At 58.1% G+C, this 18,493-nt stretch carries 19 protein-coding genes, 2 tRNA genes and 2 pseudogenes; 15 read left to right on the forward strand and 8 right to left on the reverse strand.

What is annotated here, in order from left to right:
• The first annotated feature begins 3 nt into the window (after positions 1 to 3).
• From EJ997_RS09550 to EJ997_RS09555, 3 genes are all read left to right on the forward strand, one after another.
• Positions 4 to 77 (forward strand) — tRNA-Ile (locus EJ997_RS09550).
• A 20-nt stretch (positions 78 to 97) separates the two neighbouring features.
• Positions 98 to 223, forward strand: a complete 126-nt coding sequence (locus EJ997_RS13570) for a DLW-39 family protein (RefSeq protein ID WP_228201466.1) — start codon at positions 98 to 100, stop codon at positions 221 to 223.
• A tRNA-Ala gene (locus EJ997_RS09555) sits at positions 224 to 296 on the forward strand.
• 649 nt (positions 297 to 945) lie between these two features.
• Here the strand turns inward: EJ997_RS09555 and EJ997_RS09560 are convergent.
• Positions 946 to 1,695 (reverse strand): annotated as a pseudogene (locus EJ997_RS09560) (aldo/keto reductase); the annotation flags it as partial.
• A gap of 333 nt (positions 1,696 to 2,028) precedes the next feature.
• Here EJ997_RS09560 and EJ997_RS09565 point away from each other — a divergent pair.
• The 5 genes from EJ997_RS09565 to EJ997_RS09585 all read left to right on the forward strand — a co-directional run bounded on the left by EJ997_RS09565 (position 2,029) and on the right by EJ997_RS09585 (position 5,898).
• A complete protein-coding gene (locus EJ997_RS09565) occupies positions 2,029 to 2,517 on the forward strand; it encodes a MarR family winged helix-turn-helix transcriptional regulator (protein WP_126704348.1) in 489 nt (162 codons plus the stop codon).
• 327 nt (positions 2,518 to 2,844) lie between these two features.
• Entirely contained in the window at positions 2,845 to 3,657 is an 813-nt protein-coding gene (locus EJ997_RS09570) for an ABC transporter ATP-binding protein (RefSeq protein ID WP_126704349.1), read from the forward strand.
• Positions 3,654 to 4,310, forward strand: a complete 657-nt coding sequence (locus EJ997_RS09575) for an ABC transporter permease (RefSeq protein ID WP_126704350.1) — start codon at positions 3,654 to 3,656, stop codon at positions 4,308 to 4,310. Before EJ997_RS09570 ends, EJ997_RS09575 begins: the two co-directional genes overlap by 4 nt.
• Positions 4,307 to 4,996, forward strand: coding sequence for an ABC transporter permease (locus EJ997_RS09580; RefSeq protein WP_126704351.1), 690 nt, complete (start codon positions 4,307 to 4,309; stop codon positions 4,994 to 4,996). The genes EJ997_RS09575 and EJ997_RS09580 overlap by 4 nt, the downstream gene beginning before the upstream one ends.
• Positions 4,993 to 5,898: an ABC transporter substrate-binding protein gene (locus EJ997_RS09585; RefSeq protein WP_126704352.1), complete on the forward strand. Its 906-nt coding sequence runs from the start codon at positions 4,993 to 4,995 to the stop codon at positions 5,896 to 5,898. The genes EJ997_RS09580 and EJ997_RS09585 overlap by 4 nt, the downstream gene beginning before the upstream one ends.
• Before the next feature lie 201 nt (positions 5,899 to 6,099).
• On the opposite strand, the gene EJ997_RS09590 is transcribed toward EJ997_RS09585, so the two are convergent.
• Positions 6,100 to 6,873, reverse strand: a complete 774-nt coding sequence (locus EJ997_RS09590) for a hypothetical protein (RefSeq protein WP_126704353.1) — start codon at positions 6,871 to 6,873, stop codon at positions 6,100 to 6,102.
• A 169-nt stretch (positions 6,874 to 7,042) separates the two neighbouring features.
• On the opposite strand from EJ997_RS09590, the gene EJ997_RS09595 reads away from it, so the two are divergent.
• Together EJ997_RS09595 and EJ997_RS09600 are read left to right on the forward strand one after the other, a co-directional pair.
• Positions 7,043 to 7,564: a peptidylprolyl isomerase gene (locus tag EJ997_RS09595; protein ID WP_126704354.1), complete on the forward strand. Its 522-nt coding sequence runs from the start codon at positions 7,043 to 7,045 to the stop codon at positions 7,562 to 7,564.
• Positions 7,561 to 8,247, forward strand: a complete 687-nt coding sequence (locus EJ997_RS09600; RefSeq protein WP_126704355.1) for a rhomboid family intramembrane serine protease — start codon at positions 7,561 to 7,563, stop codon at positions 8,245 to 8,247. Before EJ997_RS09595 ends, EJ997_RS09600 begins: the two co-directional genes overlap by 4 nt.
• Positions 8,248 to 8,556: 309 nt before the next feature.
• Here the strand turns inward: EJ997_RS09600 and EJ997_RS14000 are convergent, their stop codons facing one another.
• Both EJ997_RS14000 and EJ997_RS14005 read right to left on the reverse strand, forming a co-directional pair.
• Entirely contained in the window at positions 8,557 to 9,213 is a 657-nt protein-coding gene (locus EJ997_RS14000; RefSeq protein WP_323052610.1) for an MATE family efflux transporter, read from the reverse strand.
• Complete coding sequence (locus tag EJ997_RS14005; RefSeq protein ID WP_323052611.1) at positions 9,180 to 9,881, reverse strand: MATE family efflux transporter; 702 nt, start codon at positions 9,879 to 9,881, stop codon at positions 9,180 to 9,182. The genes EJ997_RS14000 and EJ997_RS14005 overlap by 34 nt, the downstream gene beginning before the upstream one ends.
• 394 nt (positions 9,882 to 10,275) lie before the next feature.
• Between EJ997_RS14005 and dnaB the strand changes: the two are divergent.
• Positions 10,276 to 11,543: pseudogene (dnaB, locus tag EJ997_RS09610) on the forward strand (replicative DNA helicase).
• A 131-nt stretch (positions 11,544 to 11,674) separates the two neighbouring features.
• Here the strand turns inward: dnaB and EJ997_RS09615 are convergent.
• The 3 genes from EJ997_RS09615 to EJ997_RS09625 are packed head-to-tail and all read right to left on the reverse strand — an operon-like array spanning position 11,675 to position 13,894.
• Positions 11,675 to 12,262: a YdcF family protein gene (locus EJ997_RS09615; RefSeq protein ID WP_164719928.1), complete on the reverse strand. Its 588-nt coding sequence runs from the start codon at positions 12,260 to 12,262 to the stop codon at positions 11,675 to 11,677.
• Entirely contained in the window at positions 12,246 to 13,043 is a 798-nt protein-coding gene (locus tag EJ997_RS09620) for a PfkB family carbohydrate kinase (protein WP_126704357.1), read from the reverse strand. The genes EJ997_RS09615 and EJ997_RS09620 overlap by 17 nt, the downstream gene beginning before the upstream one ends.
• A 14-nt stretch (positions 13,044 to 13,057) precedes the next feature.
• Positions 13,058 to 13,894: an aldo/keto reductase gene (locus EJ997_RS09625; protein ID WP_126704358.1), complete on the reverse strand. Its 837-nt coding sequence runs from the start codon at positions 13,892 to 13,894 to the stop codon at positions 13,058 to 13,060.
• Between the two features lie 172 nt (positions 13,895 to 14,066).
• Between EJ997_RS09625 and EJ997_RS09630 the strand changes: the two genes are divergently transcribed.
• Positions 14,067 to 14,417 carry a VOC family protein gene (locus EJ997_RS09630; RefSeq protein ID WP_126704359.1) on the forward strand — a complete coding sequence of 117 codons (351 nt, stop codon included), beginning with the start codon at positions 14,067 to 14,069 and terminating at the stop codon, positions 14,415 to 14,417.
• On the forward strand, positions 14,387 to 14,935 hold the full coding sequence (locus EJ997_RS09635; protein ID WP_126704360.1) for a methylated-DNA--[protein]-cysteine S-methyltransferase: 549 nt from the start codon (positions 14,387 to 14,389) through the stop codon (positions 14,933 to 14,935). The genes EJ997_RS09630 and EJ997_RS09635 overlap by 31 nt, the downstream gene beginning before the upstream one ends.
• 141 nt (positions 14,936 to 15,076) lie before the next feature.
• On the opposite strand, the gene EJ997_RS09640 is transcribed toward EJ997_RS09635, so the two are convergent.
• Positions 15,077 to 15,916, reverse strand: coding sequence for an aldo/keto reductase (locus EJ997_RS09640; protein ID WP_126704361.1), 840 nt, complete (start codon positions 15,914 to 15,916; stop codon positions 15,077 to 15,079).
• Positions 15,917 to 16,045: 129 nt separating this feature from the next.
• Here EJ997_RS09640 and EJ997_RS09645 point away from each other — a divergent pair, with 129 nt between their 5' ends.
• Positions 16,046 to 17,395 (forward strand): alpha/beta fold hydrolase, encoded by a 1,350-nt coding sequence (locus EJ997_RS09645; protein ID WP_126704362.1) that lies wholly within the window; start codon positions 16,046 to 16,048, stop codon positions 17,393 to 17,395.
• Between the two features lie 157 nt (positions 17,396 to 17,552).
• Complete coding sequence (locus EJ997_RS09650) at positions 17,553 to 18,428, forward strand: phosphotransferase (RefSeq protein ID WP_126704363.1); 876 nt, start codon at positions 17,553 to 17,555, stop codon at positions 18,426 to 18,428.
• The last annotated feature ends 65 nt before the right edge of the window (positions 18,429 to 18,493 follow it).

The following is an 18,493-nucleotide window of genomic DNA, read 5'->3' on the forward strand; positions in this document are numbered from 1 at the left end:
CAGGGGCCTATAGCTCAGTCGGTTAGAGCGCTTCCCTGATAAGGAAGAGGTCGCTGGTTCGAGTCCAGCTAGGCCCACACCCTACTGATTGGTTAACATGAAGAAGTTCGTCATCATCGCAGTGGCAGCCGGTATCGGCTACGTCACGTGGCTAAAGATTGCGGCGGACCGTGCTAATCAGGCAGTATGGGAACAGGTTGCTGATCCAACACCGGCAATCTAAGGGGCTATGGCGCAATTGGTAGCGCATCTGCTTTGCAAGCAGAGGGTTCGGGGTTCGAGTCCCCGTGGCTCCACAAGGAACGCGGCACGACAGTGCCGCGTTTTACTTTTCCCACAAGAACATCCGCCTTCTCCGAATGTTGACCTGGCTCATTTAGTCAGACACTTTGACACACCACTGGACCTGGGCCGGACCAAGCAGATTCTGGGTATAACAGCCTTCGGCACTTGTCATTCTTCGAGGGTGTCTACACGCGATAGATTCAGCTGAAAACTGGGGCACCAAGTCGGCATTTGCGCGCGGCTCCAGATCAATAAATCTGAGTCTTAGGTGTCGTTACCGCAGAAATAGCGCCCGTCAGCTCGTTGCGTACGGCGATAAAGGTTTCGGTGTCATTACCAGAATGTCCGACATTCGTAACAAGACGTGAGTTCCACCGTGACTTTCAGGATGAGGGAGACCGGCAATAATCGGTTGATGGAGAACCGTCGAATCGAGACACTAAGCAAACTGTGTAGGTCACCTTAGTCGGACATTTTTGATTGCCAACCCGATACTAAAGATTGCGGTCAGAGCGGTACTGCTCAAGGCGGCACCTTCTGTCGCCGGGTACTCGATGTCCGTGGGTGAGGGAGTTTAGATAGTAATGAAAAGAAGGCCGGCCCCGATCATTGGGGCCGGCCTCATGGAACCTCTGTATAGGACAGGGGTACTAGATCTCGTTAGGCGAAGACCTTCGAGACGGAATCAAGCTTCTCGAACTCTGCCTCGGTGAGCTTTTGGTCCTTGGCTGCAACGATTGCGGGCAGCTGCTCGGGGGTGGACGCGGAGACAATCGGAGCAGTCACACCGCGTGTCAGGAGCCAGGCTAGAGCAACGGACGTGGGCTCTGCCGAGTGTGCGTCTGCAACCTCAACGAGTGCATCAATGACCTTGAGAGCATCGTCGGTCAGGAGATCCGTTGCGAAGATTGCACGGGCCTTACCCTCGAAATCCTCCCGGGCGCGGTACTTGCCGGTGAGAACACCCGAAGCGAGGGAGAAGTATGAGAAAACTGCCGCATCGTATTCGCGAGCGATCGGGGCGAATTCCTCTTCGAAGTTCTTGCGGTTAATGAGGTTGTAAGCGGGCTGGATAGCAACCGGAAGGGTCAGGCCCTCGCGGGTAGCGACCTTGAACCATTCCTTCATGCGCTCGCCGGTGTAGTTCGAGAGGGCGATGTGGCGAACACGGCCGGACTGGACGAGCTCGTGTGCGTGCTTGACCTGGCCCTCAATGGAGACGGTCTCGTCGTCATAGTGCGCATAGTAGATATCGATGTAATCGGTTTGGAGGCGAGCAAGGGAGTCGTTGAGCGCTGCTTCAACGTTTTCGCGGCCGAGGCCCTTGCGTGTGGCAAGGCCGCCACCCTTCGTGGCGATGATGACCTTGTCTCGGTTGCCGCGTTCCTTCATCCATTCACCAAGAATTGTCTCCGAGGTGCCTCCGGGGCTGGTCTCCGATCACTCCGAGTACGAGTCGGCGGTGTTGATGAAGTTACCGCCGGCCTCAACAAATGTGTCAAGAACCGCGAAGCTCTATTCGCAATCGGACGTCCACCCGAAAGTGTTACCGCCAAGGTTGATTGGGAAGATATCGATATTGGTGCGGGGAATGGTGGTCGCAGAGTCCTCCTGGCCATGTTTGTATGGACAAAACTTGAATGACAAGGCTTAATATTTTCCTCTAGAACCAACCATAGAAGAACTTACTTGCCGTGCCAAGTATATGCTTGTTGTGGAAACTGTTTTGCGTAGAATGGGGGCATGGCAGACAGCAATCAGGCCCAGTGGCTTGCCGAAAATGAAGACGAGGCATGGCGTTCCCTGTGGGCGCTCATGACCTGGCTGCCCGTGCGCCTCGATGCTCAGCTCGAGGAAGATGCAGGACTGAGCCTCGCTGAATACCACGCACTTTCGCAGATCTCTGAAGCTCCTGATCGACAAATTCGCCTCAGCGAACTGGCGAAGAATACGAACATGACGCTTTCGCACCTGTCGCGGGTGATCTCCCGGATGGAGAAGGCAGGATGGGTGGAGCGCAAGCCCGATCCGACAGATCGGCGAGCAACAATTGGTTCGCTGACCGAAGAGGGCTGGAATAAGGTCACCGATTCGGCTCCTGCGCACGTTGCCACGGTGCGATCGGTGATTTTTGACCTGCTTGACGATGAGCAGATTGCCGCACTCCGGGAGACCTCATTGATCATCGCTAATGCTGTCGCACCGGCACGCAAGCCCCCTCAAAACGATTGAGCATCCGCGCGGGATCATGCTGGAGCTTTACTTGCTGCTCCAAGAGAATATGCGTGCGAAATGGGCGGATGTCCCGACCCGTCCAATTTGACGATGTTATGACAGCGTTTACTATCATGCGGAAATTCTGGCTCCCGAGGTGAGGAATAACAACGCGCGGTATGGGACGAGTTTCTCCCCGACGTGCATGCAAACCTTCGACCCGCAGGGGCACGCCGCTATGTCAAGATTTTGTAACATATCTTCCTTTAGTGAGGTAAAGTACACTGATATCTTTCTAAATCGATAAAATGGCTGGCACTGGCGTCGACCAAGTGAGGACAGCACATGATCCGGTTCCAAGAAGTAGGAAAAACATACCCGGATGGCACAATAGCGGTTGAGAACTTCTCTTACGAGGTTCGAGAGGGCCGGATTGTTGCGCTTGTTGGCGCCTCTGGCTCGGGTAAGACGACGCTCCTTCGGATGGTCAACCGCATGGTGGAGCCAACCAGCGGATCCGTCTGGGTTGATGGTCGTAACGTTTCTGACGTTGATAGAGTGCAACTGCGACGCTCGATTGGTTACGTGTTGCAGGCGGGCGGGCTTCTACCGCACCGCACCATCATCGACAACGTCGCAACCGTTCCCCTTCTGAACGGTGAACCGAAGAAGAAGGCCCGAAGGGCCGCTGAGGAACTGCTTGAACGAGTTGGGCTCGAAGTTGGGATGGGGAAGAGATATCCGGCCCAGCTCTCCGGTGGCCAGCAGCAACGAGTTGGCGTAGCAAGGGCATTGGCTGCAGATCCCAAGGTACTTCTCATGGATGAGCCGTTTGGGGCTGTTGACCCGATCGTGCGAAAGGAACTGCAGGTCGAACTGCGCCGCCTCCAAGCCGAGCTGGGGAAGACCGTTATCCTCGTGACCCACGACGTCGATGAAGCCTTCAACGTGGGTCACGATGTTGTTCTTCTAGCCAAGGGCGGGGAGATCGTCCAGTCCGGGACGCCCGAAGAGATCCTGTCATCGCCGAAGGATCAGTATGTTCGCCAATTCATTGGCGCAGATCGTGCGGAACGACAGTTCACGATTGAAGAGATTAACGGGCAGCGCCTTATTTTCGATGGCGATGGTCGTCCGGCCGGGATTCTGCAACAGTGACCTGGCTGTCCCACTCCTGGCGAAACGTCCTCGAGCTCCTGCTCGTGCACCTCAGCATTGCCGTTCCGGCAATCATCATTGCCACGCTTATTGCTATACCGATAGGCAGATTCGCATACAGGTTCCCGCGCGTTGGCGGGCCGGTCCTGTCCGCCTCCACCCTCCTGTATGCCATCCCGGCACTTCCCATGCTCATCATCATCCCGGTGATCTTCTCTACCAGCTTGCGGTCCGCCACAACCATCATCATCGCCCTTATTGCCTACGGTGTGGCGCTCCTCGTGCGTAGCGCGGCCGATGGTTTTGCAGCAGTCGATCGCAGTATCCGTGAAAGCGCCATGGCGATCGGGTACTCAAAACGGCAGATGCTGTGGAAGGTGGACTTGCCGCTGGCAACGCCCGTCATCATCTCAGGCATTCGGGTTGTCACAGTCAGCACCGTCGGACTGACAACCATCGGTGCGCTTGTTGGTATATCGAATCTGGGTAGCCTCTTCACCGATGGATTCCAGCGGGGTATTCCCGCCGAGGTCATCACAGGTATCGTTCTTACCGTTGCCGTTGCTCTTCTTCTCGACGGCATCGTTCAGCTGATCGGACGGCTACTCACCCCGTGGGTCCATGCAGCGGCACCAAAGGGGGTGGGCGCGTGAACATCATTGACGACACTTTTGCCTGGCTCTCCGACCCCAGCCGCTGGTCGGGGGACGGAAGTATTCCCCAACGTCTCCTCGAGCACGTCGGTGTCACCCTTCTTGTCATTCTGATCGCAGGCCTCCTGGCCATCCCCGCCGGCATCGCTATCGGCCACACCCGCCGTGGTAAAGCTTTCGTCATTAGCTTTGCTGGTGCGATGAGGGCAATTCCCTCCCTCGGTCTTCTTACTCTCGTTGGTATCTGGGTGGGTATTGGCCTCGAGGCACCGATCGTTACCCTCGTTGTTCTCGCGATCCCCTCTCTGCTAGCCGGTGCCTACTCGGGGATTGAATCGGTCGATGCTTTGACCGTTGACGCTGCTCGCGCGGTTGGCATGAGCGAAGGCCAGATCATTCGCAAGGTTGAGCTTCCAATCGCGGCCCCGGTCATCGTTGGTGGAATACGGGCAGCAATCCTTCAGGTCGTTGCAACAGCCACCCTTGCGGCCTACGTGTCGGATTACGGGCTTGGCAGATTTGTGTTCTCCGGTCTCAAGGGCGGCGACTATTCGCCGATGCTTGGCGGTGCACTCCTTGTCACGGTCCTTGCCATCATTCTCGAAATTGTTCTTGCGTTCGTCCACCGGACGTCTCGCCACCTCTCATATCCGGCCGCACGGGCGGCCACGAAGGGAACACCATGAAACGCACAATCGCACTACTCGCCGTAGCGGGCTTGGGCTTGGCGGCCTGTTCGAACGACGATCCGCTCAGCGAAGACAACGGAGGGAATGGGGGAAGCGGTGAAGCGATCGTTATCGGCTCCCAGGACTACTACTCCAACGAGATTATCGCTGAAATCTACGCGCAGGCCCTCGAAGCCGAAGGATACGAGGTGGAACGTGACTACCGCATCGGCCAGCGCGAAGCCTACGTTCCCGAGATCGAAGATGGAAGCATTGACCTGTTCCCCGAATACACGGGACCACTGTTGCGGTACTGGGAGGGTGAAACCGAGGTCCGGGAGGCTGATGCTGTCTACGACGAGCTCGTTGACACTGCCCCCGAGGGACTCCGCGTCCTGGAGTACTCACCGGCAACCGACCAGGATGCCTATGTCGTCACGGCTGAATTCGCAGAAGAGTGGGGACTGGAAAGTCTCGACGATCTCAAGAACGTCGACACGCAGATCACAGTCGGAGCGAACTCGGAGCTCGAAACCCGCCCGAACGGACCGCAGGGTCTCCTCGAGGTATACGACGTTGAAGTTGGGTTCACTCCCATCGAAGACGGTGGTGGACAGCTAACCGTCAATGCTCTCAAGGACAACGATATTCAGATGGCGATTATCTACACCGCCGACCCGCGCATTGCGGATCCTGAACTGGTCGTTCTTGAAGACCCGCAGAGCCTCTTCCTCGCATCGCATGTTGTTCCGCTTGCCTCGGAGAACATAGATGAACAGGCTGAGGAAATCATTAACAGCATCAGTGCCGCCATGGAGCCCGAGGACCTTGTTGCCCTCAATATCCGATCGGCGGAAGAACAGCTTCCTGCCGAGACTATCGCCTCCGACTGGCTCACCGAAGAGGGTCTTGTTGAGTAAAGTCCTTCCGTAAGCGCAATCCCAGCCGGGGCTAACGCCGATGTCCTCTGAATAAGGACCGGGCGAAAACCCGGCGCAAGTAAAACTACTTTTGACACAAAAACTGAGGGTCCAGAAGCAAATGCTCCTGGACCCTCAGCCAATCTCAGCGGGGATTACCCCGCGTGGACACTACCCAGTGCGGATAGCACCCAGAACGGACTACTTGGTGTCCGGCTTACCGAGGTCGGAATCCTTGTCAGACTGGGCTAGGCCAGCCTGCTCGGCAGCCTCAGCCTCGTTGAGCGACGGCTTGTCCACCTTCTCGTCAACCACCGGGTCGGCAACCTGTGCCTGTGCGTCAGCAAGCGGATCAACCGTTGCCTTCTCGCCCGATGCTACGGCCTGAGCGGCAGCGTCCTCAGCGGCGATGTCCTCCCAGTACGCCTCTGCCCACGGGTCCTCAATCGGCTGGTTGCGCTTCCAAATGAAGTAGCCAATACCGGCAGTGGCAGCGCCAACGACCAGCCAGCCGAACTTACGGCTCTTCTTCTTCGGAGCCGGGGGCGGAGTCTGCAGGGCCTTCGAGGTCGCCCCGGACACGGCTACGGCCTTGTCCTTGAGGCTGGAATCCTTGCCGGCCTCTTCGCGGGCAGCATCAGCGGCGGCCTGGACGCGGGGCCGGACATCGTGCTCCCAGCGGTCCACTGCAGTCTCCGTGAGCTCCTGGGCCTTACGGGATGCGGACTCAATGTGGGGAGCGGCCCACTTTGCGCCCTGGTCTGCGTACTGCTTCGCCTGCTTACCGGCCTTGTGTGCATAAACGTTGGCCTCGGTGGTTGCCTTTTCGGCGAGATGCTTTGCACTCTCACCGAAAGTGCCTGCACGGGAGCCAATCAGGTTTGCCCATTCGCCAGCCTGGCGGCCGAGCACATCTCCGAGCTCGCTGGTCTGGGACTTGGCCAGGTCAGGTGCGGTCTTCTTCTTGCCGAACATTCGACACCTCCATATGGATAAAACTATCGTTACGAAGTCTATCTTCCCATCTTGGGCGTTCGCTTGGGTTGAGAATCATCTTTTGCGAAATACGCCGATGGCGCAAGGAATGGAGGCTCGGACGGGAAGCTGTTGGGCGAAGGCAAAGGTTAGTGCGAAGATAGGGAGCATGGAAGCAACACTGCATACGAACCATGGCGATATTGTCGTCGAACTGTACCCCAACCACGCACCGGCAACGGTCGCTAACTTTACCGAGCTTGCCACGGGTGAGCGCGAGTGGCAGAACCCGGCCACGGGTGAGCGCACCTCGGAGCCCCTCTACAACGGAGTGGTCTTCCACCGCATCATCCCCGGCTTCATGATCCAGGGTGGCGACCCGCTTGGCACCGGAACCGGCGGCCCCGGCTACAACTTTGATGACGAGATCCACCCGGAGCTTTCGTTCACCGAGCCCTACATTCTTGCCATGGCAAACGCCGGCAAGGTTGGCGGCCGCGGCACGAACGGCTCCCAGTTCTTCATCACCGTTGCCCCGACCACCTGGCTCCAGGGCAAGCACACCATCTTTGGCCGCGTGGCTGATGATGCCTCGAAGAAGGTTGTTGACGAGATCGCAGCCGTGGCGACGAACCCCATGGATCGTCCCCTCGAAGATGTCGTTATTAACTCCATTTCCGTCTCGGCATGAGTGAGTATCCGGATCCGGTGCCGGCAGGTCCACCGCCGGATCCGGATCGTCGCCGACGTCTTAAGAGACCGACCCCGTACGTCACGATCGGGATTATTGTCCTGTGTATCGGTGTCTACGGTGGCGGTCGGCTCTGGTCTGAGCTTGAATCAACCCTGATCTTTGCCCCGTGGCTGGGTGAGGATCAGCCATACAGGTTCCTCGGCTCCGCATTCTTACATGCGGACTTCTGGCACCTCATTTTCAACATGTATGCGCTGTGGCTCGTGGGCCAAGCGATCGAACCCGTCTTTGGCTGGTGGCGATTCACCTGCCTGTACGTTCTTTCCGCGATAGCGGGGAACGTCGCAGTGCTCGCCTTTGCGGACCCTACTGGGGCAAGCTGGGCAACGTTCGTTGTCGGAGCCTCCGGCGCTGTCTTTGGCCTCTTCGGAGCCCTATTCGCGCTCTCAAAGGGTCTGTCGCGAGATACGACTCCCCTTCTCGTCCTCCTGGGCATTAACCTCATTCTCGGATTTGTGGTGGACGGAATCTCCTGGCAGTCCCATGTCGGTGGTTTGCTCGCCGGCCTGCTCATCGGTTACCTCTACACGAAGTCCCGGAGGACCTGGGCAAACGTCCTGGCAACGGTCCTCATTGCACTCGTTCTGGCTGGCATAACCTTCTACATCTACGCAACATGAATCTGCTCGGATAACGACTTAAGTCCTGAAAGCCGCCCTTCGGGGCGGTTCTTCTTTATCTCACTGTGAACAATTTTTCACACGTGGAAAAAGTTATCCACAGGTTTGTACACATCTGGGGATTATTTCCACGGCACGCATCGTCCTGATCGTTGAAATCTCGGATAACTACATCGATGTAGTTATCCACCTGTGGGTAACTTCTGTGGATAACTTCCTGCTTCTCCACAGCAGTGGATCAAATTGTGGGAAAGTTTCTGATGTGATAATTGGATTTCGCCCTGGGGACAGGTTTTGTTTACGAGAACTTCACCGAGACTCGCCGAGCACTATCCACCGGTCTCCGCGCGTGCGAAGGAACAGCGTCAGGCTCCGCATCCCCATGAACAGTCCCGCGTATCCGCCCCACAGCAGCATGAGGCCAATTCTGCCAAGATCCGCACCGGGCCCGGCCAGTAGAAGTGGCACGGGTGTGTACAGGGCAAGGGCGAGGATCATCATCCAGGCCAGGTACCGAGTATCCCCGGCGCCGATCAGGACGCCATCAAGCATGTAGGCAATCGCTGCGATAGGGAGGCCGATGGCGCAGACAATCAATCCCCAACCAGCCCAGCTGACGACCAGATCGGATCCCGTGAAGACTCTGGGGATAAGGAAAGAGGTGGCCGCAAGGCCAATACCAAGAACTGCACCAGCTCCCACACCCCACCACAGGCACCGGTTAAGAACGTCCCGGACTCGCTGTGACTCTGAAGCTCCGAGAGCTTGGCCCACGAGTGCCTGAGCGGCAATGGCCAGGGCATCGAGCCCGAAGGCCGCGAAGTTCCAGATCGAATTGATGATCTGATGTGCGGCAAGCGCCGTGGTTCCGAGAGCCGTTGCCGCCGTGATGGTGAGGAGAATACTGATGCGAAGCGACAGCGTGCGAATGATCAGCGGAATAGAGTCCTTGAGGGACTTGAGCACACCGGCCCCGAAGGAAGAAGCGAGACTGAGTGTCGCCGAGCTGAATGAATAACAACCCAGGCGAGTGCAATTCCCATGCCGGTCTGCGCGATTGCGGTTCCGTAGCCGGCTCCCGCGGTCCCAAGGCCAGCGGGATAGATCAGGGCATAGGAAAGGGGAATATTGGCGAGAGCGCCAAGTGTGGCAACCACGAGGGGAGTGCGAGTGTCCAGCATCCCGCGAACAGTTCCCGTCGCCGCAAGGACCGTCAGCATCCCCGGAAGACCCCAGGCACTAGCAGCAAGATAGCTTTGTGCTTCGTGAAGCACCGCCTCCTCGGGCCCGAACCATCCAAGAATGGTGGTTCCGCCGAAGACAAGGGTCAGGTGGAGCAGAACACCAAGCCCAATCGCAAGCCAAATTCCATCCATGCCAAGCCGCAGGGCGCGTTCCGGCTTCCGGGCACCGAAGTACCGTGCCGTCGATGCTGTTGTCGCATAAGACAGGAAGATGCAGATGCCGACAAGGGTCGTCAGGATCGTTGAGGCCAGCGACAGCCCGGCAAGCGAATCCACACCCAGCCTTCCCACAAGCGCTGTATCTACGAGGATCAGAGTCGGTTCGGCGAGAAGAGTGGCAAGAGTTGGCAGGGCCAGGGAGATGATCTGGCGATTGAGGCTTGTGGTCACCTCCACACCCTAATCCCGCCTCAAGTAGAACTTGAGGAAAGCTCGAGGAATGGAGTGTTGTGGATAAACTCGTAATTCCAAGTTATCCACAGCTGTGGATAAGGTTGGGGATAGATTCCCGCCAGATCCTCGTGGAATTACAAGGATGTGATTTAACGCAGTCTGAACTTTGTGGACAACCCGGATGTTTATCCACAAGTTATCCACCGTATTTCGGGCGTGTTTCCACGGAAAACAAGAAGTTGTCCACAGGTTATCCACAAGCAGCTGAATCTCCATCCACCGGTATAGTCCACCTAGAGGGTAAAGGAGAGGTATGACAGAATCCGGAGGCGGTTTCGAGCGCACACCGCCGCAGAATATTGAGGCTGAGATGTCGGTTCTTGGCGGCATGATGCTGTCAAAGGATGCGGTCGCGGACGTAACGGAGATCCTGCAACCGGACGATTTCTATCGTCCCTCGCATGCGCTGATCTTTGAGATCATCATGCAATTCTTTGGGGACGGAGAGCCCGCCGATGCTGTGACTGTCGGTGCTGAGCTTAAGCGTCGTGGCGAGCTCGAGCGGGTTGGTGGCTTGCCCTACCTGCACTCGCTTGTCGCAAGCGTTCCCACGGCCGCCAACGCCTCCTATTACGCATCAATCGTGCGGGAGCAGTCGCAGTTGCGTGCTCTTGTCGAAGCGGGAACGAGAATTGTTCAGCTCGGCTACTCAACCGATGGTGCCGAGGTGGACCAGCTCATCAACATGGCCCAGTCCGAGGTCTATGCGATGACGGACTCGGACGATAACCGCGACTACGCGATCATGAGCGACATTATCGAGGACCTCGTTCAAACGCTGGAGCACAACGAGTCCCGCGGCGGCGAGATCGAAGGTATCTCGTCGGGCTTCCCGTCTGTGGATGCCATGCTGAACGGCTTCCGGCCGGGTCAGATGATTATTGTGGCGGCCCGTCCCGGTGCCGGTAAGTCAACCTTTGCGATGGACGTGTGCCGTGCAGCCGCGGTTCACCACAACCAGCCGGTCGTCTACTTCTCGCTGGAAATGAACAGGACCGAACTGTCTATGCGCGTGCTGGCGGCCGAGTCCAGCGTCTTCCTTGACCGCATGATCAAGGGCAATATGACCCCGATGACTGGCAGCGCGTCGTTAAGGGCCTCGACAGAATCTCTAAGGCCCCGCTGATTGTTGATGACTCTCCGAACCTCACGATGGCGGAGATCCGGGCAAAATGTCGCCGACTCAAGCAGCAGAGCGATATCAAGCTCATCGTTATCGACTACCTTCAGCTTCTCACCTCGGGCGCGAAGAGTGTCGAATCCCGCCAGCAGGAAGTCTCCGACTTCTCACGTTCCATCAAGCTTCTTGCGAAGGAGCTCGGAGTGCCGATCATCGCGGTTGCTCAGCTGAACCGTGACTCTGAGAAGCGAGAAACAAAGAAGCCGATGGTCTCTGACCTTCGTGAGTCCGGATCGCTCGAGCAGGACGCTGACGTTGTTATCCTCCTCCATCGCGAAGACATGTATAAGTCCCGAGAAGAATCACCGTCGGGTCTAGGTGAAGTCATCGTCGGCAAGCACAGGGCGGGCCCCGTTGGCTCAATCATGCTGACCTTCCAAGGCCACTACGCACGCTTCATGGAGTCCCAGCTTGAGTAATCTGACCGTGCAATCCCGATGACCGTGCGATTTTGAGCTGTCCAATGCTGAAGTAAAGACTGAGATGTGCCCCCGACAATTTCGGGGGCACATCTTTGGCTTGCTCGAGGCTGCTCTGCCTGAGCTGGGTCTCAATAATTGGTGACTTTCCGGCCAACGGTTCTTGCTCCCCACAGTATGAGTGCTCCCGCTTCTCTGAGGAGAGAAAGGGACGCGACCGGTTCCGGCGCGGGGATACCGCGGACTGCTAAACCCAGCCCTTTTGCAAGAAGCTTTGTTCTTGGGAGGTGACTGCGCGATGTCACGATCGTCAGCGGGACATGTTTGCCCGGTCGAAGTGTCCGCTGATCCAGGGTGCGGGGATCGGGGACATCGGTAGCTGGGAGTCCGGCCCAGGCCTCCGGAAAGCCGTCGTGGGTGAGAATTGCCCGCAGGTGGAGAAGATTCTCCTCCGTGGTCCGCGACCAGGCCTCTTCAACAAGGACGGCACGGGGAATTCCGTGTGATTCCAGGTAGTTGGCCATGACCGGCGCCTCCGGCTGGATGCCTTTTCCGCCGATCCCACCAAGGCAGATGACGAGCGGGCGGAGCCCGGAACGGTGAGCCACCAACCACTCGTTCGTTGCCGTGTCTAGGCGACGACGAAGGGCGGGGCTGGGGGCCCCGCCCTCTACCGTGCTGCCGAGAACAGCAATAACTGGATCAGTGCTGGTAGGCACCTTGCCACACCGTGTCGAACGGAGGATGGGCGACAATGCGGTTCTCAATGCCGGCGGTGACTACATCCTTGGCTACCTGGACTGCCTGGCGAATCTCCGTGCCCTTTGCGAGCTCTGCGGTGATCGCAGCCGCCAGCGTACATCCGGCACCGTTGACACGATAGGAGCCGACCTTCGGTGCCCGGTAAATCGTTGCCTCTTCGCCATCCCAGAGGACGTCGACAGCATCATCACCGGGGAAGTCAATACCGCCCTTAACGACAACGGAGCGGGGGCCATGATCGGAGATACGCTTCGCGGCCTCAACGAGATCGTCAACGCTGTCGAAGGATTCCATGCCTGACAGGGTGAGGGCCTCGAAGTGGTTCGGGGTTGTCACCGTTGCCTGCGACAGAATCTCGGTACGGAGTGCCTGATCGGTGTCGAATGCCTGGCCGGCTTCCTGTCCCTTAAAGATGAGGACAGGGTCGACCACGACGTTCTTCCACGGCTGCTTACGCAGTGCTTCAGCTACTGTCTCGATCGTGGGGATTGTGCCGAGCATACCAATCTTCACCGTGTCGAGATCGAACGAGGCCGTGGCCGCAGCGATCTGTTCGGCAATTCGCTCGGGAGGCATCGGGGTGAACTTGTGGCCCCAGTCATCGTCCGGGTGCATGGTCACGACACAGGTCAGTGCGCCGAGCCCGAAGACCCCCAGTTCGTGGAACGTGCGAATGTCGACCTGGAAGCCGGCAACGCCGCTCGCCTCAGATCCGGCGATCGTATATGCAAAATTCATGGATTCCCTTTCTGTCACAGACGATCCATGGTTGCGGGATTCGAGCCCTGACGACCGTCCTCTCCGCGGTTGAGCGCCGTGATCCTCTCATGATCCGCCTCGGTGAGCGGTACGTCAAAGATGTCCATATTGGAAGCAACGCGAGACGGCGTGACCGACTTCGGGATAACAACGTCACCGCGGTTCAGATGCCAGGCAAGAACCACCTGTGCGGGTGTTACGCCAATGCGCTCCGCGATCTCCTCGATTACCGGATCGGTCAGTACTGCGGCACGACCGAGCGGGGACCATGCCTGGTTAATGATCCCGGCCTCCGTGTTCTTCGCGCGGGAGTCCTCGTTTGTGAAATAGGGGTGAACCTCGATCTGGTTGATTGCTGGCACCACGTCGGAGCCCTCAAGCAGAACGTCGATGTGCTCGGGAAGGAAGTTTGAAACACCAATGGCCTTGGCGCGACCATCCGCATAGAACTCTTCCAGGACCTTCCAGGTCGACAGGAAGTCGCCATCGTAAAGGGTGGGTAGCGGCCAGTGGATCAGGAACAGGTCAACATAGTCGGTCCGTAGATCCTCAAGCGACTGGGCGAAGGATGCTCGAGCATCCTTCGCAAGGTGATTCGTATTGTTGAGCTTCGTTGTGAGGAAGATGTCGCCTCGGTCAATGCTCGAGGCCTCGATAGCTTCGCCTACCTCTGCTTCGTTGCCGTACATCTGAGCCGTGTCGATATGTCGGTAGCCAGCATCCAGCGCCATCGTGACAGCCGCCGCCGCATCGGCGGGAGCAATCTTGTAAGTTCCGTAGCCAAGAACGGGGATCGTCGCTCCGGTATTCATTGTCAGGGTCTTAGTCATGCCACCATTGTCCCCCGATTCCAACTGCTACGTAAACTCCCGGTCACCGATTCTCAAACGATCTCATCGACAGTGACCCAGGTGCTTGTCCACAGGCAGTGGGGAGCAAGAGTCAGAAGCCGTATTTATGGACGGACTATCCTGTGACCTGCACTGTTGATACCTTGGAGGTATGCAACTCATACCGATTCTGGTTGTCGAAGATGACAACGCAGCACTCGATTTTTATACGAAGGTTTTCCAGGCGGACATCAAGAAGGTACACCGGAACACGACGCAGATCAGTGTCCAAGGGTATGCCATCGCGATCCGCAAGGCCGACGATCGGGACGCCTGCTCCGATGAGCATGGCATCATCCTGCTCATCGAAACTGCCGCGCCCGATGTTCTCGCTGAGGCGGCCATTAAGCACGGCGCAGAAAAGATTACCGACGTCGATGATCATGAAACCGGTATCCGTGCCGGACGGATCCGTGACCCGTTTGGATTCCAATGGATTCTCAGCACACCGGCACCCCTCTAGGGGCAACCTTCAGCCTCGGTTTCGCCGAGCTGTCGGTCTTCGTCGATGACGCGGGCACCGTTATCGCGTCCGGCTTTGACAGTCTCGATGCCATTGCGGCTGGCCGCCCCTACCGCAGGGGTGATCTGCCGAGCAATGTGACGGAAGCACTGGAGGCATGGACTAACGGCGACTTTGGTCGCCTCATGGACGTTCCTGTGTGGATCACGGGAACACCAAAGCTTGTCCAGCTGAGGGAACAGCTCCGCAAGGTCCCCGCGGGCTCGGTTGTGACCTATGGGGAACTGGCTGACCGTGCGGGTCTGCGTTATTTACCGAGGCTAGCGGGCCGAGCGTGTTCGGAGAATCCCTGCCTGCTGTTCGTCCCCTGCCACAGAGTTGTCGCTGCGTCCCACGTGGGCCCGCCCGTTGTGCCGGGAAGCTACGCGGCCACGGAAGGTATGAAGGCGCAACTCCTGACTCACGAGGGTGTGAGCGTCCGGGAAGCAAAGCCAAGGGACGAATCGTCGGGATTCTGAATTCTCTCCACGAGTCCTGCGTTCCGGGCAATCCTTTAGAGATTGCCCGGAGCCATAATCCACAACCGTCCGGTAAAGCGTCGACACGTCTCTACTTCTAAATGGCCTGATGTGTGGCTCGAGTGGATGATCGCTTTGCGGTTACCGGATCTGGGATAGCTCAACTTCACGGGGATCCAGGACGACCATGTTGCCAGCTTCAAGGGAGTCGATGAGTGTGATGTCGTCGGCGCTCAGGTGAACATCGGCGGAGGATAGATTCTCTGCCATCCGGTCCGGGTTGGTGGACTTGGGAATGATGATCCTGCCCTTGGCTAGATGCCAGGCGAGAATGACCTGCGCCGGGGTTGCCTCAATGCGATCGGCAATTTCCTTGACCTCGGGCGCGTTTAAGTCATCGCCGCGCCCGAGCGGGGAGTATGCCTGAACGGCAAGGCCAGCGTCCTTCGATGCAGCCTCAACATCTGCCTGCTGGAACGTTGGGTGAAGTTCAAACTGGTTGACCATCGGCTTGATGCTTGCTTCGCCGATAATCCGATCGAGATACTCGGGAAGGAAGTTGGCGACACCGACGGCGCGCACAGCACCTTCCTCGTAGAGCTTCTCGAACGCCTTCCAGGTCTCTACATACAGATCACGCTTCGGGCTAGGCCAGTGGATCAGGTAAAGATCAATAACATCCAACCCCAGGCGCTTACGGGAGTCGTCAAAGGCCTTCAGCGCGGACTCGTATCCCTGCTCGCCGTTGCGGAGCTTCGTGGTTACAAAAATGTCATCCCGGTCCACCCCTGTGGCTTTCAGTGCGGCACCGACACCCTCCTCATTGTCGTAGGCCGCAGCCCCGTCAATGTGCCGGTAACCAAGCTCGAGGGCGGTCTCGACAGTCTGCTGAACTTCGTCGGCAGGGACCTGCCACACGCCAAGACCGACCTGGGGGATTCGAACCCCATTGTGGAAAGTGATTGGCGAAACGGATGCCATGATGATGCTCCTGCTCTTGACAGTAAGAAAGGACGGGTCGTGAGTCGAACCCATCTCCTTTCCACTCTGGCACGCCTTAGAACGGTGTTCCACCCATTCCGCCACCCGCATACCATGCATAATCAAAGCATGACGATTGAGACAGAAAGATACAGAATCGGTGGAGATACCTTTTCCGATCACCGGATCGAGGTGCCGCTCGACCGCAGCGGCAAGCTAGCAGGGAACATCTCTGTCTTTGCTCGTGAAGTGGTACGTGATGGACAGGAGAAGGCCCCGCGCCTCGTATTCTTCCAGGGTGGACCGGGCTCACCGGCCCCACGCCCGGCACCCGTTGGTGGCTGGGTGGACTGGCTACTCAATCACTACCGCGTCATTCTTTTTGACCAACGAGGCACGGGCGCTTCAAGCCCCATCGATTCTGCCATCGTTACCGCCCAGGGAGATTCTGCCGCGCAGGCCGACTACCTTGCCTGCTTCAGGGCCGACGCGATCATTGATGATGCTGAGCAGCTCAGGCAGGAACTGCAGGGGGATAAACCCTGGCATGTGCTTGGGCAGTCTTTTGGTGGTTTCATCAACACTGCCTATCTCTCACGGGCGCCCTACGGACTCGCTTCGGTCATGATCACGGCAGGCCTGCCCTCGGTCAGCAAGCATGCTGATGAAACCTACCGGTTGACGTGGGCTTCGACGAAGGCACGGAACGAAGAGATGTTCCGATCCTTCCCCGGACTTCACGACCGCGTATGGGATGTTGCCGTTCACCTCGAGAACAGCGATGAGCGGCTCGTTACCGGGGAACGGCTGACGCCGGCACGGCTCCGCATGCTTGGGCTCGTCCTCGGTTACTCCTACGGCCCGCAAACACTCCGGTTCCTCTTCGAAGACCCGTTCACAGTGATCAAGGGTGAGAAGAAACTAAACTCCCGCTTCCTCCTGCAGGTGTCTGACCGGCTCTCGTTTGCCCAGAACCCCATCTATGGGGTCCTCCACGAGTCCATCTACTCGGGAACAGCCGGCGGTCCAACTTCCTGGTCCGCACACCGCATGAGAAACGAGTTCCCAGACCATGCCCTCCCGGGAACCGAACAGTCACCGCACGAGACCGAGAAGGCGGCGCAGCAGGCCGGAGCACAGTTCCTCTTCTCCGGCGAGCACGTCTTCCCCTGGCAAATGAGCGACGACCCCAGCCTGGCTCCCATGGCGGAAGCAGCAAATCTCGTTGCGGAGCGTTCTTTCCCCAGGCTCTACAACACGGAGGTGCTTAACGAGAATACGGTTCCGGCCTCCGGTTGGGTGTTCTGGGACGACATGTTCGTCCCAGCATCCCTCTCCCTGGAAACCGCGGCACAGATCCGTGGCTTCAAGCCGTTCCTCACGAACGACTACCACCATGATGGACTGAGGGCCGATGGTCCAAAGCTACTGGAACGAATGCATTCCTGGAACATGCAGCAACGGTCCGGGCACCCATAGGTTGCGGAAGAAAGGCTAGGAGGCTCCCGTCCGATCTGTCATGTTCAAGAGATATCCACAGTGACCGCTACAAACGGAACAGGAGCCGCCTCAGCGCGAGCGGACCCCGGGGTTCCTAGAGTTGGGTCAGGCAGACGCAGTCGAAGAAGGATAGTTTATGCGGACAAACTTTACCCAGGCGGTAGTTGACGAACTGGCAGCCGCGGTTCCTGATGAGCTAGCCGGATCCGGACAACCCGTCCTTATCGGCACGGGGTGGGATAGCGCGGTGTACAAATGGGGGGACCGTTGCCTACGCCTGTCGACCTCGGCGGCGGCAGCCGAACTCCTGGCGAAGGAGTATCGGTGGACGGAACGGGCTACGAGCCTGCTCATTGAGAGCGGGTTCAGCGTCCCAACACCAAGGTTCTATGGAGAATCAACGGATTTCTTCCCCTACCGTTGGCTCCTCGTTGATTACGTGGCAGGAGCTCCCCTCTCCGACATCCCATCCGAAGACCGCGGGAGGGCAGCCCGGGACCTCGCGACCGTCTTTGCAGCACTCCACGAGAAGGCACCCCCGGGCGCTCCCGTCAGCCCCCACAGAAACGTCGCACTGGAAAGGAAGGCAGATGCCTTCAACAAATATGTTCGGGGAACTGACATGGAAGCTCTGCTCCGGCCCCTCTTCGAGCGGGGCGTTGTGGCCCTGCCGTGGGATAGGGAACCAGTCTGGTGCCATGGCGACCTACATGCGCGAAACATTTTGACGGCCGGCGGCTCGATTTCGGGAATCATCGACTTTGGTGACCTCGGTGCCGGCGACCCCGCAGTGGACTACGCGGCATTCATCTTGGCCTTCACAAAGCAACAGCGTGAGGATGCTCGAATAATCCTCCGCATGCTTGGCGAGCCCGATGATGCCTTCCTCTGGGAACGGGCGCGGGGATGGGCGGCATACATGGTTGCCGCACTCGCCAGCTCAGAGCACGAGGAAGATCGGCGGCTTGCCGAGGAAGCACGGCGGCTTCTTGCCAGTGAATTACCGGACTGATTCTGTGCTCTGATCGACGCGCAGCGGTGTGGGGTGACATGAAGCGTGAGGAATCTCGGATGACC

The organism is Flaviflexus ciconiae (assembly GCF_003971195.1).
Classification (GTDB): Bacteria; Actinomycetota; Actinomycetes; order Actinomycetales; family Actinomycetaceae; genus Flaviflexus; species Flaviflexus ciconiae.

What these genes read in the sequence shown, in the direction of transcription:
- EJ997_RS13570 (WP_228201466.1), top strand. Translation starts at nt 98, where the DNA reads ATGAAGAAGTTCGTCATCATCGCAGTGGCAGCCGGTATCGGCTACGTC.
- EJ997_RS09565 (WP_126704348.1), top strand. Translation starts at nt 2,029, where the DNA reads ATGGCAGACAGCAATCAGGCCCAGTGGCTTGCCGAAAATGAAGACGAG.
- EJ997_RS09570 (WP_126704349.1), top strand. Translation starts at nt 2,845, where the DNA reads ATGATCCGGTTCCAAGAAGTAGGAAAAACATACCCGGATGGCACAATA.
- EJ997_RS09585 (WP_126704352.1), top strand. Translation starts at nt 4,993, where the DNA reads ATGAAACGCACAATCGCACTACTCGCCGTAGCGGGCTTGGGCTTGGCG.
- EJ997_RS09590 (WP_126704353.1), bottom strand. Translation starts at nt 6,873, where the DNA reads ATGTTCGGCAAGAAGAAGACCGCACCTGACCTGGCCAAGTCCCAGACC.
- EJ997_RS09595 (WP_126704354.1), top strand. Translation starts at nt 7,043, where the DNA reads ATGGAAGCAACACTGCATACGAACCATGGCGATATTGTCGTCGAACTG.
- EJ997_RS09600 (WP_126704355.1), top strand. Translation starts at nt 7,561, where the DNA reads ATGAGTGAGTATCCGGATCCGGTGCCGGCAGGTCCACCGCCGGATCCG.
- EJ997_RS09620 (WP_126704357.1), bottom strand. Translation starts at nt 13,043, where the DNA reads ATGAATTTTGCATATACGATCGCCGGATCTGAGGCGAGCGGCGTTGCC.
- EJ997_RS09625 (WP_126704358.1), bottom strand. Translation starts at nt 13,894, where the DNA reads ATGACTAAGACCCTGACAATGAATACCGGAGCGACGATCCCCGTTCTT.
- EJ997_RS09630 (WP_126704359.1), top strand. Translation starts at nt 14,067, where the DNA reads ATGCAACTCATACCGATTCTGGTTGTCGAAGATGACAACGCAGCACTC.
- EJ997_RS09635 (WP_126704360.1), top strand. Translation starts at nt 14,387, where the DNA reads ATGGATTCTCAGCACACCGGCACCCCTCTAGGGGCAACCTTCAGCCTC.
- EJ997_RS09640 (WP_126704361.1), bottom strand. Translation starts at nt 15,916, where the DNA reads ATGGCATCCGTTTCGCCAATCACTTTCCACAATGGGGTTCGAATCCCC.
- EJ997_RS09645 (WP_126704362.1), top strand. Translation starts at nt 16,046, where the DNA reads ATGACGATTGAGACAGAAAGATACAGAATCGGTGGAGATACCTTTTCC.
- EJ997_RS09650 (WP_126704363.1), top strand. Translation starts at nt 17,553, where the DNA reads ATGCGGACAAACTTTACCCAGGCGGTAGTTGACGAACTGGCAGCCGCG.